This is a genomic window from Saccharobesus litoralis, assembly GCF_003063625.1.
In the GTDB taxonomy this organism is placed as follows: domain Bacteria; phylum Pseudomonadota; class Gammaproteobacteria; order Enterobacterales; family Alteromonadaceae; genus Saccharobesus; species Saccharobesus litoralis.
The window spans coordinates 1,387,510-1,404,916 of the sequence record NZ_CP026604.1 but is presented as its reverse complement, the minus strand read 5'-3'; the positions used below and the strand labels follow the sequence as shown (position 1 = coordinate 1,404,916).

General features: G+C 41.9%; 12 protein-coding genes. 7 read left to right on the top strand and 5 right to left on the bottom strand.

The window, feature by feature from the left end:
• Positions 1–16 precede the first annotated feature (16 nt).
• From efp to C2869_RS04870, 3 genes are all read left to right on the top strand, one after another.
• Positions 17–586, top strand: coding sequence for an elongation factor P (gene efp, locus C2869_RS04880; RefSeq protein ID WP_108601888.1), 570 nt, complete (start codon positions 17–19; stop codon positions 584–586).
• Positions 587–1,076: 490 nt separating this feature from the next.
• Positions 1,077–2,054 carry an elongation factor P--(R)-beta-lysine ligase gene (gene epmA, locus C2869_RS04875; protein ID WP_108601887.1) on the top strand — a complete coding sequence of 326 codons (978 nt, stop codon included), beginning with the start codon at positions 1,077–1,079 and terminating at the stop codon, positions 2,052–2,054.
• A 310-nt stretch (positions 2,055–2,364) separates the two neighbouring features.
• A complete protein-coding gene (locus C2869_RS04870; RefSeq protein WP_159084042.1) occupies positions 2,365–6,081 on the top strand; it encodes a PAS domain S-box protein in 3,717 nt (1,238 codons plus the stop codon).
• Positions 6,082–6,375: 294 nt separating this feature from the next.
• Here the strand turns inward: C2869_RS04870 and C2869_RS04865 are convergent, their stop codons facing one another.
• The 3 genes from C2869_RS04865 to C2869_RS04855 form a co-directional block, all read right to left on the bottom strand.
• On the bottom strand, positions 6,376–7,041 hold the full coding sequence (locus C2869_RS04865; protein ID WP_108601885.1) for a cupin domain-containing protein: 666 nt from the start codon (positions 7,039–7,041) through the stop codon (positions 6,376–6,378).
• Between the two features lie 160 nt (positions 7,042–7,201).
• Complete coding sequence (locus C2869_RS04860) at positions 7,202–8,167, bottom strand: hypothetical protein (protein ID WP_108601884.1); 966 nt, start codon at positions 8,165–8,167, stop codon at positions 7,202–7,204.
• Positions 8,168–8,191: 24 nt separating this feature from the next.
• Positions 8,192–8,770: a TetR/AcrR family transcriptional regulator gene (locus C2869_RS04855; protein WP_159084041.1), complete on the bottom strand. Its 579-nt coding sequence runs from the start codon at positions 8,768–8,770 to the stop codon at positions 8,192–8,194.
• Positions 8,771–8,903: 133 nt separating this feature from the next.
• On the opposite strand from C2869_RS04855, the gene C2869_RS04850 reads away from it, so the two are divergent.
• Positions 8,904–9,506: a glutathione S-transferase family protein gene (locus C2869_RS04850; protein ID WP_108601882.1), complete on the top strand. Its 603-nt coding sequence runs from the start codon at positions 8,904–8,906 to the stop codon at positions 9,504–9,506.
• A gap of 189 nt (positions 9,507–9,695) precedes the next feature.
• On the opposite strand, the gene C2869_RS04845 is transcribed toward C2869_RS04850, so the two are convergent.
• Positions 9,696–11,339, bottom strand: a complete 1,644-nt coding sequence (locus C2869_RS04845; protein WP_108601881.1) for a response regulator — start codon at positions 11,337–11,339, stop codon at positions 9,696–9,698.
• A gap of 313 nt (positions 11,340–11,652) precedes the next feature.
• On the opposite strand from C2869_RS04845, the gene C2869_RS04840 reads away from it, so the two are divergent.
• The 3 genes from C2869_RS04840 (at position 11,653) to C2869_RS23110 (ending at position 12,866) form a co-directional block, all read left to right on the top strand.
• Positions 11,653–11,862: an AraC family transcriptional regulator gene (locus C2869_RS04840; RefSeq protein WP_108601880.1), complete on the top strand. Its 210-nt coding sequence runs from the start codon at positions 11,653–11,655 to the stop codon at positions 11,860–11,862.
• Between the two features lie 116 nt (positions 11,863–11,978).
• Positions 11,979–12,269 carry a helix-turn-helix domain-containing protein gene (locus C2869_RS04835; protein WP_108601879.1) on the top strand — a complete coding sequence of 97 codons (291 nt, stop codon included), beginning with the start codon at positions 11,979–11,981 and terminating at the stop codon, positions 12,267–12,269.
• A gap of 201 nt (positions 12,270–12,470) precedes the next feature.
• Entirely contained in the window at positions 12,471–12,866 is a 396-nt protein-coding gene (locus tag C2869_RS23110) for an AraC family transcriptional regulator (protein ID WP_108601878.1), read from the top strand.
• A 200-nt stretch (positions 12,867–13,066) separates the two neighbouring features.
• On the opposite strand, the gene C2869_RS04825 is transcribed toward C2869_RS23110, so the two are convergent.
• Positions 13,067–17,350, bottom strand: a complete 4,284-nt coding sequence (locus C2869_RS04825) for a cobaltochelatase subunit CobN (RefSeq protein WP_108601877.1) — start codon at positions 17,348–17,350, stop codon at positions 13,067–13,069.
• Positions 17,351–17,407 lie beyond the last annotated feature (57 nt).

Sequence of the window (17,407 nt, the reverse complement as noted above, 5' to 3'; positions counted from 1 at the left end):
TTGATCAGAGAAAGTTATGGCGAACTATAGCACAAATGAATTCAAAGGCGGCCTTAAAATCATGCTTGACGGCGAGCCTTGTTCCATCCTAGAAAACGAATACGTAAAACCAGGTAAAGGCCAAGCGTTTAACCGCGTAAAAATTCGTAAATTGATTTCAGGTAAAGTTTTAGAAAAAACCTTTAAATCTGGCGAATCAGTTGAAGGCGCAGATGTCATGGATCACGACCTTGCGTATCTTTATAACGATGGTGAGTTTTGGCACTTTATGAACAACGATACCTTTGAGCAAATTGCCGCTGACGAAAAAGCAGTTGGTGATGCGGTTAAATGGTTAGTCGAACAAGATGTTTGTACCATTACATTATGGGACGGTAACCCAATTGTTGTCACTCCGCCTAATTTTGTAGAGTTAGAAATTACTGAAACGGATCCTGGCCTTAAAGGCGATACGGCCGGCACAGGTGGTAAACCAGCGACATTAGTCACAGGCGCAGTGATCCGCGTACCATTATTTGTTCAAATTGGCGAAGTGGTTAAAGTTGACACTCGTACTGGCGAATATGTAGGTCGAGCGAGTAAGTAATTTACCGACTCAAGAACAAACAGCATAAACCTATTTATATACTAAAAAGGGATGGTAAAACATCCCTTTTTTGATTGTATCGTTTAATCCTATTTAATAGAAAAGTAAGCTTTAGATTGATTTGTCGGTCGAAATTTATTTCGACATTTTCACCACATCAAGTTCGTAAGCCTATAGTCAAAGCGATCAGGTTTTAGGGGCAGGTTTCTGGTTCCAGACGAAACCTAAGTACCTACATCCATGTAGGCAAAGCTGTCAAGCTTCGAGACCCCATGAGCATATGCTCTACTATGTGATTGGGGCTGCCGCTCTTAATGGAAGAAAGTGGATTTAGGTAGTAGGACGACGCAGGAGCCACAGGTTTCCTGTTCCAGACGAAACCTAAGTACTTACATCCATGTAAGCAAAGTCGAGAGTAAGCGCCGACAATGAACCATAAGACCTGAGCGAGAAGACTATAAATGTTCACGGACCCGAAAAGGATTCCCCCATGGCATGGCAACCATCCGCGTCAATTAGCGCTTTAAAACAACGCGCCAATACCCTAGCTCAGATCCGCAAATTTTTCGCGGAACGTGATGTGTTAGAAGTTGAAACCCCATTGCTCGCTAGTAGTGGTGTAACCGACTTGCACCTCGAAAATATGCAAAGTCAATTCTATGGCCCAGGTTGTCACCAAGGTAAAACCTTGTACTTACAAACCTCGCCAGAATACGCGATGAAGCGCTTACTCGCAGCTGGTAGCGGCTGTATTTATCAAATCTGTAAAGCGTTTCGCAATGACGAGGCTGGTCGGCACCACAACCCAGAGTTTACCCTGCTAGAGTGGTACCGCGTTGGGTTTGACGCCAAACAACTAATGCACGAAGTCGATCACCTTTTGCAACAAATACTCAACTGCCCAAGCGCAGATTACCTAACCTATCAACAGGCATTTATGCAGTTTACGCAACTTGATCCACTTGATGGCGACCTTGCTCGCTTAAAGCACTTTTTAGTGGATAACAATGAAGCGGACCTCACAACCCTGTATCAAGACCAAGCAAACGAATATGACACGCTACTGCAATATATATTTAATCAGTATATTGAACCGCAAATTGGTCAACAGCAGCCTTGTTTTATTTATCAATTTCCAGCTAGCCAAGCCGCTTTAGCCAAGTTGTCAGCACAGGACTCAAGAGTAGCAGAACGGTTTGAGGTGTACTTTAAAGGAATTGAATTAGCCAACGGCTTTGATGAATTAACCGATGCTAACGAACAAAGACGCCGCTTTGAACATGATAATCAATTGCGCCAAGAGCACGGCTTAGCAACCAAACCCATAGACGAATACTTATTAGCCGCCCTTAAAACTGGAATACCTCAATGTGCAGGCGTTGCCTTAGGCATTGACAGGCTGGTCATGTTAGCTCAACAAGCCGCTCATATACATGAGATACAAAGTTTTAATATAACCAATTGTTAGTGTTAAACTTTCAGGACTTGCCCGTACTTGCCCGCAACAAAAGATAAGCACAGGCGTACGTGGCTAATAGCTGAAAATAGCATTAAGCTTATCTATAGTCAAAGCGATCAGGTTTTAGGGGAAGCTGTCAAGCTTCGAGACCCCATGAGCATATGCTCTACTATGTGATTGGGGCGAGTAAGCGCCGACAATGAACCATAAGACCTGAGCGAGAAGACTATAACTAGGCAACACTAATTAAACAACGACAGATACTCAAACTATGCTGAGCTTTTCAAACTTCATTAATGCCCTTGTGCAGCCTGCAATCGTGATTAACCGGCTTAATGAAGTGATCGATGAAAACCAAGCCTATCAGCAATTATTGACCTGTGTATCAAGCCAAACTAATGAAACTTTAAAACAGTTTTCTTGGCAACCTTATTTTGAACTCGCTGATGAATCGTCACAATTTAAAGCGCAATTAGAACAACTTAATTGCGCTCTACAATTTGATCTGTCACCCATCGACTCAACTCACTGGCTTGTTTCAAATATCAGCCTCATCCATTGCGATACAAAGGAAATGGACAACAGCTTAATGAATGCGCCTTGTGGATTTCTTGAGGTCGCATCGGATGGTTCAGATATCATCATAAGCAGCAACCGCGAAGCAAATCGCATTTTTGGCTATGAAAACAAGCCACTCGCCGGTCAAGCCATTAGTTGCCTATTTGCAGCAGATTCAGAATTCAGCATTCGTTTTTACAGCGCGCAGCTAGATAAAAAAGGCACAAGCATCCCTATTAGTCGTGGCATCTATTACGCCGCCAAGCGCGCAGATGGAGTGGAACTCCAAGTTCAAGTTGGATTTAGCCGAACTCATAGCCAACGCATATTATTGTGTGTAGAAGATATAAGTGATCGCATCGCTACCGAACAACAATTAATAGCCATAACTCAAGAATACGCAATTGCCTCTGAATCGGCAGCCATTGGTATTTGGAAATACGATCTCATTACAGACAACCTTGCTTGGGATCGCTTAATGTACCCGCTATATGAGGTTGATCCACTCGACTTTAACTGTACTTATGATAATTGGCGACGCCTAGTTCACCCAGACGATTTAGGCTTGTTAGAAAAAAACTTCCAGTACGCCATGGCTAACCTTGACGTATTCAATGGTGAATTTAGGGTCATTACCCCTGTCGGCAATACCAAATATATTAAGACCTTCGCTAAAATTGTGCGCGGCAGTGATAACAAAGCGGTTAAGGTCATCGGCGTTAATTACGACTTAACAGAACGCTACTTAGCTGAACAAGCACTAGAAGCCACAGTAGAAGAAAACGCTAAACTCGCTCGGGTTGTTGAAGCGACAGACAATGCCGTCGTTATTACCGATCAAACCGGCAAGATCACTTGGGTGAACCAAGGGTTTACACGGATAAGTGGTTATCACTTATATGAAGTGATTGGCCAAAAACCCAAGGATTTTTTACAAGGTCCAGACAGTGACCAAGACACAATACAACAAATGACTGACGCGTTAAGCGCCAAGCAGGCATTTACCGTTGAAATCATCAATTACCACAAAAATGGCAACCCTTATTGGATTAAAATAGACTGCCAACCCGTATTTGAGCAAAATGCGTTAACTGGCTTTATGGCTATTGAGTATGATATTACTCAACAAAAGCAAGCCGAAGAGCGTATTAAACGCTTTTCCGCCATGCAAACCGCGATTTTAAACAGCGCCAATCTCACCATAGTGTCGACCGATACAACGGGTAAGGTTTTATCCTACAACAAAACCGCTGAACGCCTACTGGAATATACCCCAGATGAAGTATTAGGTAGCCCCAGTCCGTTAGCGGTACATGACAAAAAAGAAGTCATTCTGCGCAGCCAAGCACTGTCTTTCGAATTAGGTTGTAATATCAAACCTGGGTTTGAAACCCTAGTTGCCAAAGCGCGACGCGGCCTTATCGATGAAAGCGAGTGGACTTATATTAGTAAAAGCGGCCGACGCTTTCCTGTTATGTTAAGTATCGCCGCCTTATATGACAGTGCCGGTAAGGTATTTGGTTTTGTCGGGGTTGGGCGCGATCTCAGTGACATAAAAAAATTAGAACAAGAACAAAAACGCATTAGCCAATTACTGCAAGCAACCGGCAATATGGCGCAACTTGGCGGCTGGGAGCTAAACCTAGAAACCAATGAGTTATTTTGGAGTGAAGAAGTTTATCGTATTCATGGCGTGTCGCCTGACTACCAACCTAACGTAGAACAAGCCATCAATTTTTATGCACCAGAAGCCAGAGACACCATCAGCCAAGCGGTGCAAGAAAGCATAGCGCAAAATTCTTCTTGGGACTTACAACTGCCCTTCATCCAAGCCGACGGTACACGTATATGGGTGCGAGCCACAGGTAAACCCATTTATGAAAACGGTAAGCCAGTCAGTTTAACTGGCGCGTTTCAAGATATAACCAAACTTAAAAAAGCCGAAGAAAAAGCCAAAGCGGCTAACCGTGCCAAAAGCGAATTCTTAGCCAACATGAGCCACGAAATTCGCACGCCAATGAACGGTATAATTGGTATGTGTGAACTTCTGCTCAAGTCTGATTTAGATGAACAACAACGCCATTATGCATCCTTGTTAGAGTCAAGCGGTCATTCGTTACTTAGCTTACTAAATGACATTTTAGACTTCTCTAAAATTGAAGCCGGTAAATTAGAAATAGAACAGATTAGTTTTGATATTGAAGAATTGATTGCTAGTGTCTGCGATACGTTAAGCATCAAAGCTCAACTCAAACAGTTAAATTTACACTATCAAATTGATGCTGACGTCCCAAATCGAATCAAGACTGACCCAAGCCGCATACGCCAAATATTATCTAACCTAGTGAGTAATGCGATTAAATTCACCCATGAAGGGGAAATATTAGTTCACATCAGTATTAGCAAGGGCAATCAATTAACCATACAGGTGCAAGACAGCGGAATAGGAATTGCAAAACACAAACAAGCTGATTTATTTGATAAGTTTACTCAGGTTGATACATCCACAACACGTAAATACGGTGGCACTGGACTTGGCTTGGCTATTTCCAAGCAATTAAGCCAATTACTGGGTGGCGACATCAGTGTACAAAGTCAGGAAGGTGTTGGCACAACCATGACGGTACAACTGGCTATCGAAGTGGAAAGTTCAGCCACTCAAAGCAAAGCTCAATCTAAAGCACAATTTAGTGGCCATGCCTTAATTGTTGATAACAACAAGACTAGTAATAACATTTTAAGCGACTTGCTGGCACGATATGGTATTACCAGCCAAGTTACTGACCAAGTTCAACAAGCGACCGAATGGTTAAGCCAAACCAATAAATCGTTCGATCTAGCCTTTATTGACTATCAAATTAATAAACAAAATGACGACGCGCTAATCCAAGCAAGCCAAAGTGAAACCGCATCTGTCATGCTGAACAATATTATCAATGCTGAATTATCGCAAGATTGCCAAGCACAAGGTTATTGTTGCTATTTAACCAAACCCTTCCGCCCTTCCGCCGTGTATAACTTACTGCAACAGTGGGCTAACCAAGAGCCAACAACGGCAGATGAGCAATCTACTAGCACTCAACAAAAAACAGAGCAAACTAATCGTCACCACCTATTATTAGTTGAAGATAACTTCATTAACCAACAAGTCGCCAAAGCTATGTTAGATAATCTAGGTTATCAAGTCACTATCGCCGAGAATGGTCAACAAGCTTTAGACACGCTAGCAGCCAATGCTTTGCAATTCGATTTAATCTTAATGGACTGTCAAATGCCAGTACTCGATGGTTATGCAACCACAGAGCGGATCCGAGCGTTAAACAACAGTGGCTATCAACATATTCCAATCATTGCCTTAACCGCTAACGCGATGATCGGCGACGATGAAAAGTGTTTTGCTGCCGGTATGAACGACTACCTATCCAAACCGCTTGATAGTGAAAAGTTATTACAAGCGCTGAATAAATGGCTATCATAGTCTTCTCGCTCAGGCTTTATGGTTCATTGTCAGCGCTTACTCTCGACTTTGGCTCCTGCGTCGTCCTACTACCTAAATCCCTTTAGGCAGCCCCAATCACATAATAGAGCATATGCTCATGGGGTCTCGAAGCTTGCCTGCATGGATGCTGGTAAGGGGCGAGAGCAGGACGCGGTAGCTTTGACGGCTTTGCCTACATGGATGTAGGTACTTAGGTTTCGTCTGGAACTAGAAACCTGCCCCTAAAACCTGATCGCTTTGACTATATCGCTCTAGTAAGTAGAAAAATAGCCATTACTTAATTGGTAAATGGCCGGTCTTTACCCAAATAATGGTATCTTGCTCAACATAGGGACAATGCTGACTGCCATGAGGACTGCGCAGCCAAGTTCCCGCAGGATATCGACCCAATTCATCGATAAACTCACCGCTAATAACGTAAATCTCTTCACCCGCAAAATGCTGACGCGCTTTAAAACGTTCTCCGGCTGGCCACTTAACTAAAGCCACCTGCTCAGCACCGTTTTCATTAGCATATTGATGCAACGGCATAACTTGCAGTCTTCCTTGGCCTGGCAACCACGGGCTATTGTGGGTATCGATACGTAATTGTGTACTATCGCCAGAGAAAAATTGATGTAACTTAACTAATAGCGTACAACCTTGTTCACTAAAAGGCGCATGGCTGCTACCCGGTGGATTGCGAAAATAGGTCCCAGCTGGAAAATCACCAAACTCATCAGAAAAGACACCATCAAGCACTAAAATTTCTTCACCTAACGGATGTTCATGACGCCGAAAACGAGAACCGGCTTGATAACGCACAATACTTGTTGCGTGTCCGCGCTCAGCCTCTTCACGTGCTAACGGTTTACGTTGTACGCCCGACATTGGGCTATCAAGCCAAGGTGATAAATGCGTATTGATCACCACTCGCTGGCTAAAATCCATATTTAACATATCCGCCTCTCTTTGATTAAATCAGATAAATTACGCTCATCACAAAACAAACGCCACGAGCAAGCTAGGTTAATGGTATTTGTAACCTATCAGTAACGACTCAAGGCAAATGATAAGTCACATGCGACGAGGCACTAAGCGGTCAATAATTGATGATGGTTCATAGTTTTATTTTGCTAATGTAAACACGGCATTGCAGCGATAAATGCTGCGAGTAATAAGACACATATAAATGCCCTTGCCTTTCTAACAAGCTAGGGTAACTATTATCACCAGCAGAAGGTAAAACGAGCAACAAATCTAAAGATGCAAAATATTCAGCTAAATTGTTTTTTGTCAGCTTAAGCTCAAACAAAGCCGTTTTAGGTCCGCCTTTTTTAGACCAAATTCGCGCGCCAACAATCAGACGGCCATCTTGTAATTGCAGTAAAGTCGGCCCACCAAGGTAATAACCTAAATCTAACCATTGCCATTTTTTATAAGGTGCTGATGCAGTACCTAGCTGCACCGATCCTGTATCGGCATCGCGGCGTAAAAGACACAGAGCGGTGCCGTCCGCTAAGAACTGAATATCACTTTCATTCGGATAGCCTTTGCCATATCGGTCTTGGCTAAATAAATCGGGCTCGATACACTCAAATTGGCGTAATGGATCGCCTGCGTATAGCTTGACGCGATTTTCAGCGCGTTTATACGCCACACCTAGCGCAAAATTTTTCTTAGTTGGATGATAACTTAAACGCCACAACCACCAATTGTTATCGCAAAGTTGCCTCTCGCTTGACCAACTCAAACCATCACTTGAAAAGCGCACTGCCGGTAAGTTATAAATATTGCGACCATCTTCGGCAAACTGTTTTCGGTAGTACAGCAATATCAAGCGGCCTTGGCCGTCGATACTCAGTTTAGGGTCACGCAAGTCGGTATTAACCGCTCGCACCACACTGGCTGTTTGCCAAACCACTAAATCGTCAGAAACCTGAATAATAATTTCACCATCTTTGCTCACATGGTTAGCGGCTTGGCGATAACAAACAAAATAGCGTCCCGCATAGCAGGTTAAGTCAGTAAAGGCACAATGCTTTTGGTTAAAGGGTGAAATCGCTTTAGTTGAAATTAGCTGCATGTTGTTCGTCCTTTTTATAATCGCTTAAACAAGTCCTACAGGCCATTTTTTAAGACTTTTTAAAAACTGGTTAATCGCCTCAAAATTACGCGCTCTAAATGGCTCTGAACGGCTTAAACTAGTATAACCTTGCATAAGCGCTAAAAGATTACGCGCTAATAGATTGGCTTCATGCTGATCTAGGTTCAGATCGGCCATAATATTGCGACTAAAAGCCTGCTCTAACGCAGATAACGATTTATTGATAAGCATTAATGCCTCCTGAGGTATACAAGATGCCTCGTTTAAACTTAAGGTCATTAAGCAACCACTATTAGCAAAATGCTCAAATAAATAACTAAAAAATGCCTGAATGTTAGCAATACTTAAAGGCTCCGCCATTAACAACGGCCGCGTATTATTAAATTCTTGCTGAATAAAATCGTCTAATACCACTAAAAACAACGCTTGCTTGTTACCAAACTCGTTATACAAACTTTTTTTGTTTAATCCCGTTGCCGTGGTTAAATCCGTTAGCGAAGTCGATTCATAGCCTTTGCTAATAAACACATTAAACGATTGTTTAATAACGGTTTTACGCTCATATTCTTTATTTCTAGCCAACTGCACTACTCTACTTTTTAGTCGTCAAGACAATATATTACACCAACCGGTTACTTTTTACTTGCATCAAGATAAAAACAAGGTTATTTTACACCAATCGGTTACTTAACATTATCAGCAAAGGAACAAGACTATGCAGCTTTATCACTTATTTCATTTTGACCGCTCACTGAAAATACGCTGGCTAGCCGCTGAATTAGATATAACACTGGATGTCATTCAATTAAACGCTCGGCAAGGCGAACATAGACAAGAGGCTTTTAAAGCCATCAACCCTTATAGCCTTATTCCGACCTTGGTCACTGACGATGGGCAAACCTTATTCGAAGCCGGTGCTATTAGCTTATATTTATGTCGCCTACACGGAACTGAGTTAATTAATGAAGTTGATCCTGAATTCATGCAATGGCTATTCTATTTTTCAAGCAGCCTAGATCAATTAAGTGGCGGCATTATTGGCTTAAAAGTTTTGGGAGAATGTGAAAAAGTAAGAGCCAAGTTAGAAGCTAAAATCCCCAGCAAACTGGCTGCCATGGAGGCTCATTTAATCAATAAGGATTATTGGTATCAGGACAAGTTTAGCTTACTTGATATATTCGCTTGGCAAAATTTAGCTTATTTGCGCAATGACAAGCAATTACAAAATTATCCCAATCTCAATCGCTATATAGAAAAAATCGCAACGCGACCTCACTTAGCACAATTGGGAGCCGATAAACTACTCAACCCAAGTTAAGCATTTAGCTAGAAATTGCACTTTAGGAAAGGGGTTATAAGTTAAAAAATCAGCTATAGTCAAAGCGATCAGGTTTTAGGGGAAGCCGTCAAGCTTCGAGACCCCATGAGCATATGCTCTACTATGTGATTGGGGCGAGTAAGCGCTGACAATGAACCATAAGACCTGAGCGAGAAGGCTATACAATATTTAGGCTTTAACCCCAAGTTTAACAACTAACTCGTCAGCCAAAGCTTGGTAAGATTGCTGTTGCTTTTCGTTCAACTCTGCTTGGCTTAGGATCTCAACTAATTCTTCTGCTAGCTGCTTTTGTTCAACATCCAACCCTTCTTGACGATTAATTGCCACTAGTACTTTCAGCATACTCAGCATCACGCGCGCACTTTTTGGGGTAATTTGTAACGCCTGACTTAACGACTTTAATGCAGAGTCAAAGCGGTTACGCTGGAAAAACTGAAACGCCATATTATTAAGCTGCTTCGCAGTAAAATGCACTTCGCCCCGTTGCTCAACTTCATGCTCAACGTATTTGCTGACAACTTGACCGGTTAAACAATCAGAAGTGACTTGATTTTGCACCGCATCCAGCAAAATCATGGCTTCTTCACGGCGGCCTAATTCGTGAAAAACTTTTACTTTATCTAAGTTATCTTCTAACGAAGGGTTAACTTGTAAGCTGACATGCGTATCTACTAAGCGCTCTGCTAAGCGACGTTGCTCTTTTACATTATGCAAACGTGCTTGAATCACTTGCATTTGTTCTTTGATACTTTTTAATTCAAAACCACTTTTTTCAAGATCGGTGATCGATTTTTCAACTTGCTGGATCACCTTAGTTGACTGACCATCGCTTAAGGTTGACGCAAAATCAATGCCTGATCGAATAACATGCAAATACATTTCTGGCGATTCATGAATGGAGTTTTTCGCGTACTTAGCCATATTACGGGTCGCAACAAACTGCCCTTCAAAATCTTGCGTTAAACGCGCCAGATCCCATAATTTTTTATGGCGTTCAATGTTACGCGGGGATAAGGCAGAGGCTTTTTTTATTTCGTCATAAGCCTGCTCATATGCTTGGTGTTCGATATGATATTGCGCTAGCAGATCATAAGTCGCAAAGCGAGTATCGATTCGCTCTTGTAAGGTTAATAACAGATCTTCAATTTCTTCTATTTTGTCTTGCTTGATTAACGCGCGAACAAAGCCTAAATGCACCCAAGATTGCTTATTCGTTTCTAACAATTCTCGGTAAAAAGCCTCGGCATCTTCAAATTCTCGCAAAGCTAATAACGCTTCGCCTTTCATGCGTAACAAATGAGGAAAATATTTTTTTAATTTATTATTGAGCAAATGCCGTTCAACAAAATAAACAACTTTGCTGTATTCCTTGTCATCGACTGCTTGATAAACGTTATATAAGGTTTTTTTAATATCTAAGGTATAGGCTAAACGCGTTTCAATTTGATGGTGGTTAAGTGGCTTAGCCCAAAAATCATCAGGCTGTAATTCAGCCACGCTATTCACTAACGCCTCTTCAGTATCAGCACTTAAAAAAATTAAAACGGTTCGTTTGCTGACATAACCTTTAAACTTTAACTCTTCAAGTAAATGAAAGCCGTCTTTATCGCTATTGACATTAAATGAGCAAATCACGATATGGAACTTATATTCTTCACAAAGTCGCAGCGCATAAAATGCATTAGAAGCACAAAAAGTATTGGTGATCCCCAAGTCAAACAAGGTTCGCTTTATGGTGCTATGCACCAGCGTGTGATCATCTATTATCAACACATTAAGGGCAGGGTAATGGCTTAAATCTTGTTTTTCCATGTAACGGCTTAGTTATCAATCGTTAAAGTTTACGTTTATTCAATTTAATAATACTCGAAAAACGCAATTTTACTGCGCGTTATTTTAATAATATTTATTAGTGATCGGCGAGCTTGTTTAAAACAAAATATATAAACAATAGTACACAACAACGTTCGCGGTTAAGCTTATTGGCTAATGAATATTTAAAGCCAATAGTACATAACAAGGTACAAATATTAAAAAGCGCAAACATTGTATATCCAAATTAGGGCTAAATAGATGAGGTCAACAGGCAGACATGCCTGCTGTTTGCAATAATTAGGAACGAAACATGAAAAAAGCAAAAACTCGGGTTAATTATCAAAATAGGTTAAGTAGGGTAGTCGACTATATTTGGCAAAATCTTACCCAGCCGTTAGATATAAATCAGTTAGCGGATATCGCTTGTTTTTCACCTTATCACTTCCATCGTTTATATCGTGGCATGTTAGGTGAAACCGTCAAGCGTCGAGACCCCATGAGCATATGCTCAATTATGTGATTGGGGCGAGTAAGCGCCGACAATGAACCATAAGACCTGAGCGAGAAGACTATATTCGCCGTTTACGCTTACATCATGCAAAGTCCGACTTATTGCGCACCAACCAAGCCATTTAATTGATTGCTAAGCGTTATCAATATTCAGGTGCTACCGCGTTTATTCGCGCTTTTCAGCAACAATATTCACTAACACCTGAAGCATACCGCCAAGCTAAACCTCGCTTAACGGCTTTACAAAAACCTCAATTTTTAGCCAAGGAATATACCACCATGTTTGATGTAACGTTTACCCAACTAGAAGAAATCACCTTAGCCTATTTACCCCACCAAGGTGATTTATACCCAAGCTACTTGAAGATACCTGTTTCAGAGCTATCTCAGGGCTTTCAATACAAGGCGTGTTGTTGAAGGAATGTAGGCACCTTTCAAAATAACACAACGCAGTAGTGGAAGTCCTGAGAAGCTCCCGAAGGGCGTGGCTAAAACGCGCTTATGCTGCGTTATTGATTTTGACAAGGGAATAACCATTATCTTCAATCAATGCCTTGCCTAAACGCGTTTTATCTCACGCTGAAATCGAGGATCTTCATGCAGCTTGGGTATTAGCAAATCGGTAATACTTTTGAGCAGCTGTTTACGCATGCAGCAGGGCAGGGTCTACTCGAAAACAATAGTACACAAAATCGTTCATTTGGCCTGTACTACGATGATCCCGAAACGGTTGCTACCGATAAGCTACGTTCGAAAGCCGGCTTAACTGTCGATCGCGCCGTACAAGCACCTCTTGAAACAGAAACCCTACCGCCACAGAAATATGTCTCGATTGAATTTAAAGGCCCATACAGCGAGCTTGAAACCGCCTACCACTGGCTTTATCACCAATGGCTACCAGAGAAGCAATTAGAACTAGCTGATGCGCCAGTGGTAGAAGAGTATTTAAATAATCCAAGAGAACTACCGCCATCGGAATGGTTAACTCGTATTAATATTCCGATTGCCAGTTAAGAATGGAACAAGCGTAACTCATATTGTTTTTTTGAGTTACGCTTTTTTATTTTCTAGGTGTTGCGTGTCCAAGTGTTGGACAATTTTAGATTTAGCTAAGTTGTCCAACACTTGGACACTTAACAATGAAGATGAAACAAAATGTCCCACGTGTGTATATAGTCAATGATCCACGTGGAACATAATAGGCATGGATGCTACTAAGTTACTTTATCTAGTTTTTTGTCAGCTAACTGAATCACTTTATTTAACTGCTTAGCTGAACGGCGGCTAACTCGTGTTTGGTAAATACCACCAATTAACATGATAAACAGGAAGCCAGCTAGCGCTTTCCAGATAAAGTAATCTTGTTCGCTTTGCTGCTCCTGAGTTTGTTTCTCAAGTTTTTGACCTTCAACTTGTGATTGTTTAGCGGCGGCTGCTTGAGCTTGCATCTCTGCTACTTGCTTAAGTTTTTGTGCTGCCATCTCTTCCATTGTCTTGGCGTTTGCTATCTTTTCAAGAGAAGAAGGTTGCAAACCAAAACCTTCGGCTAATTCGTTGGCATACTCTTTAACCGCATCGTTCATCACAATGATGTCGTATTTTTCGATCATCTCAATGTATTTTTCGACAATCTGCTTTAAGCGCTCAGGATCCGTGTCCCAATATTCTTTACGCTCGGCTTCTAACATACGTTCCATCATTCGAGTGAGCGCCTTAGGGTTTACGTCTTCAAACCATTCGTCTAAGCCCATTTCCAGTTTGTCATTAACATAAATATCAGCAAATTCATCCCATTGGTCATTACGCACAACATTAGGGTCAACGACCTGCCATCCCCAAAAATTGTTTAACGCGCCAGCCATGGTTAACGCGCCGCTGTAACCTTCTTTTTGCATTTCAGCGATCCAACGTTTATGGAAGTTACGGGTACGTAGCTCTTTAGACATCATATCTGCGGCTAACTCCATTTTGGCGCGTTTGGTATTGCGTAGATTACTGATCATCATTTCAGGGCTCTTACCGTCTATATTACGCACAGCTAGCGCCAGTGAACCGAAATATTCGAACGGATCATCTGATGTGATCATGCCGTATAAATTTGAAGAACGGGAAAATATCGCGACATCAGTTCCGGATAATTGTTTGGCGTAAAGATTATCGATTTCTTGCCCCCAACGAGATTTATCTACCCCGAAGTGTTTACCCATAGTCGCTAAGTAATTGTCGGCAATTTTTTTATCGGTTTGCCATGTGTCACTCGCCATAATAGGGTCATCAACACCCGAGCCGTAATCGCCAAATGAATTAGAGAAAATACGCACACTTGATAAGTAAACCGCTTCGTCTTCTGCTACACCTTCATCTTGTAATTGCTGTTGAACTTTTAGGCTGTTCTGCCAAATTGAGTTGCCTTGCTCTTTTAGTTCAGACAATTCTTTAATCGTCTTAGCCAGCATTTCAATGACATTAGGAAAAGCATCCCGATATAACCCCGTAGCAGACAACACAACATCTACACGCGGTCGATTTAGCTCTTGATAAGGGATTATCTCTGTTCCAACAACACGACCGTCAGGGCTCCATTTAGGACGAATGCCCATGGCACGTAATGCTTGTGATTCGAGAACACCGTAATGACGCATGGCTTCTACCGACCATAATGAAAAAGCCAGTTTGTCCGGGTATTCACCATGTTTTTTGTAGTAGTTGGCGATCACTTCTTCGGCCAACTCTGAACCTTGCTCATAAGCCGCTTTAGTCGGTAGTCGAGATGGATTGAAACCGATTAAGTTAAAACCGGTTGGCAAAGATTCAGGATTACGTACCGGATCACCGCCGTTTTTAACGGAAATAAATTTACCGTTTAACCCAGCAACTAAGCTATCTAGCTCTTTAATACCCGTGATGCCAGCGTAATAAGTTTTGGCTAACTCAACAAAAGGCTGCAACTCATCAGTTAAATCGTTTATATCACCGTTTTTAACTACGTAATCACGTAACGTTTTAAAGCCGGCTGTGTGTTCTAAGTCTTCATTAACAATATGCATTAAGCCGTCGTTAATATCATCGTGACTTTTCGGTTTATCTTGACCGTCTTTGTGCTCGTCATCGTGATTGTCAGAATGCTCACCTTGATGGTTCGCAACGAGCTCTTCATGAACGTCGTGATTTTCACCATGCCAATTATCATGCTTATGGTGTCCCTCTTCGTGCTCCTGATGATCGCTATGATCATGATGATCGTGATGTTCATGACCGTCTTCATGTTGATAATGCTCTTGTTCAAACTCAGAAGCGGTGCGTAAAAAGTCGTTGCCAAGCATTTGTCCTAAAGTAGAAATAATTAAACGTTGTTCTGCTAACTCGCCAAAGCTGTGCAAACCAAGTGGTTGATTAGAAGCGGCTAGCTCTTCTAAATAATCGTGTAATTCCTGTAAGAACAAGTCAAAGTCCGCATTGTTCTGGGCTAGCTCGTAATTTAAATCATCACATAAATTTTCAGCAAAACAGTAATCAATGATTTGCTGTTTGGTTTTTTCTTTAACACCACCGGTATCGATATGACGATATTGGTCGACTAACTCGTGCATATCAGCGGTAACACCTTGCAAGCCTGCTGCGGCAAAAGGCGGGGTCATATGGCCAACCGTAACGGCATTGCCGCGACGCTTAGCTTGCATGGCTTCACCCACATCATCAACAATATACGGATACATAACAGGCGTAGTACCGGTTGATAAGTTAGCACCGTCGTAACGCGACAGGCCACGGTCTTTACCCGGTAAATATTCATGGGTACCATGCGTACCTAAATGAATAAAAGCATCCGACTGCCAGTACACGCGTGCATAATAATAGGCAGCGAGATAGTAATGGTTCATCGGTATTGATGTGTCGTGATACAAACCTTGTTCTTTATCTGGATTGTCACCTCGTGGCGGTTGGCGCATGATTAGCATATTGCCATTGCGAATACGCGGAATAATGAAATAGTGCTGACCATCACGGAAAGTCACCATAAAGTTATCTTCTGGCTGTCCCCAATGTTCGTTAATACTATTCACAATATCTTGCGGTACGGTAGCTAACCATTGCTTGTATTCGGCTACAGGCATTAATTCAGCTAAGTCGTCCTTAATTAAGGCTTCTAGTTCAAAGTCTCGGTAAAAAGGATTGAGAATAGGATCAACATTATCAATAAAGAACTGCGCATCGCGCTTTTCAATATTATAACCTTCGGCATTTAACCTATGGCTGATAGTGCGTAAGCTGTCCGGAACATTAAGAAAAGAAGCGCCCATCGCCTCATCGCCCCAAAACAGAGTGGTGAGTTTTTTCTCAGCGTTGGGCTTTTTACCCAATTTGGCATAGTTAAGCGCGCGTTCAATTAAAAAGTCTAACTGATAGTCGATAACTTCTACTTCTTGAGTTTGCTGATTTCTCGCTGACACGATTAATGGATCAATTACCCCAGCAGATTCAGGTAAGACCAATAAAAACGCCATCATAGCTGACGAAAAACCTTCCGCACTTTCTTCCCAAGCTTTTTGATCACCATCGTAGTAAGGTGACGCTTGCACAACAGGTACGCCAAATTGCTCGAACTCAGCTTTACGTTTGTTTGCCCAGTGAATATTGCGAAAATTAATGATTAAATCGACTTCAGTTTTTTTGCTGCCATCAGCCAGTGTAGATTGCAATAAATGCGAGTAATCACCACTACGCGGACTTAATTCAAAAAAGAATGGCACGACATAAGCGCCTTTTGCTTCTAGCCTAGCTATCGTTTCATCAATAACCGTTGTCTGTTCGGTCTCAATTAAGGCGCGTTGCATTAGCAATGCAACTTTTAACTGCTTAGCGTTTGAGGGAGACCAAGCTTGATAGTCCGCTAAAGACTCACTCATTAAATTAGGTTGCTGTGGATGGTAAATACCCTTGTTAGGAAAGATGATCGGCTTTACTAGCGCTATGTTATTGCTGTTTTTACGTTGCAATACATCAAAAACAACAAAGTTAAGCATATTGCTTAAATTAGCTCGACCCGCGTTTTTCCAATAAGTTTGCAGCGCATTTTGTTGGGTTTCGCTTAAGCCTTGTTGTGCTGCTTTGTTTTGCAGCCAGTTTAACGCGATAAATTTAGTCTGAGTTTGCCCTGCAACCTTAGCAATCGAAGGTAAAAAAGCCTCAAACGAACGCTTAGCAAAACGCGCAGATGCTGCGTCAAAAATAACCAGATCTTGCTGGGCGAACAATTTTTCCGCGACTGCGAGATCGGATAGGGCTTTAGCGCTTTTCTGCGTGATATGCCAAGTGGCATTGCCATTATCCGCCGCAGCCTTTTTCAATAATCCAACTTTAGCCTGATTGGAATGCTGGCCACTAACAAACAATATATCAATTGCCGCATTGGCGGCGTTCTTATCCGCACTTTGCGCTTGGAGTTGCCAACAGCAAACAGCCATCAACAATAAACTGATCCGAGAGATTATTTTCATCGTGTTCCCATTTTGTCATCAAATATCGTTATCTTATTTGCGCTAAAACTCTCATTC

Coding starts and splice junctions, on each gene's coding strand:
- efp (WP_108601888.1), top strand. CDS start 17: ATGGCGAACTATAGCACAAATGAATTCAAAGGCGGCCTTAAAATCATG.
- epmA (WP_108601887.1), top strand. CDS start 1,077: ATGGCATGGCAACCATCCGCGTCAATTAGCGCTTTAAAACAACGCGCC.
- C2869_RS04865 (WP_108601885.1), bottom strand. CDS start 7,041: ATGTTAAATATGGATTTTAGCCAGCGAGTGGTGATCAATACGCATTTA.
- C2869_RS04860 (WP_108601884.1), bottom strand. CDS start 8,167: ATGCAGCTAATTTCAACTAAAGCGATTTCACCCTTTAACCAAAAGCAT.
- C2869_RS04850 (WP_108601882.1), top strand. CDS start 8,904: ATGCAGCTTTATCACTTATTTCATTTTGACCGCTCACTGAAAATACGC.
- C2869_RS04845 (WP_108601881.1), bottom strand. CDS start 11,339: ATGGAAAAACAAGATTTAAGCCATTACCCTGCCCTTAATGTGTTGATA.
- C2869_RS04840 (WP_108601880.1), top strand. CDS start 11,653: ATGAAAAAAGCAAAAACTCGGGTTAATTATCAAAATAGGTTAAGTAGG.
- C2869_RS04825 (WP_108601877.1), bottom strand. CDS start 17,350: ATGAAAATAATCTCTCGGATCAGTTTATTGTTGATGGCTGTTTGCTGT.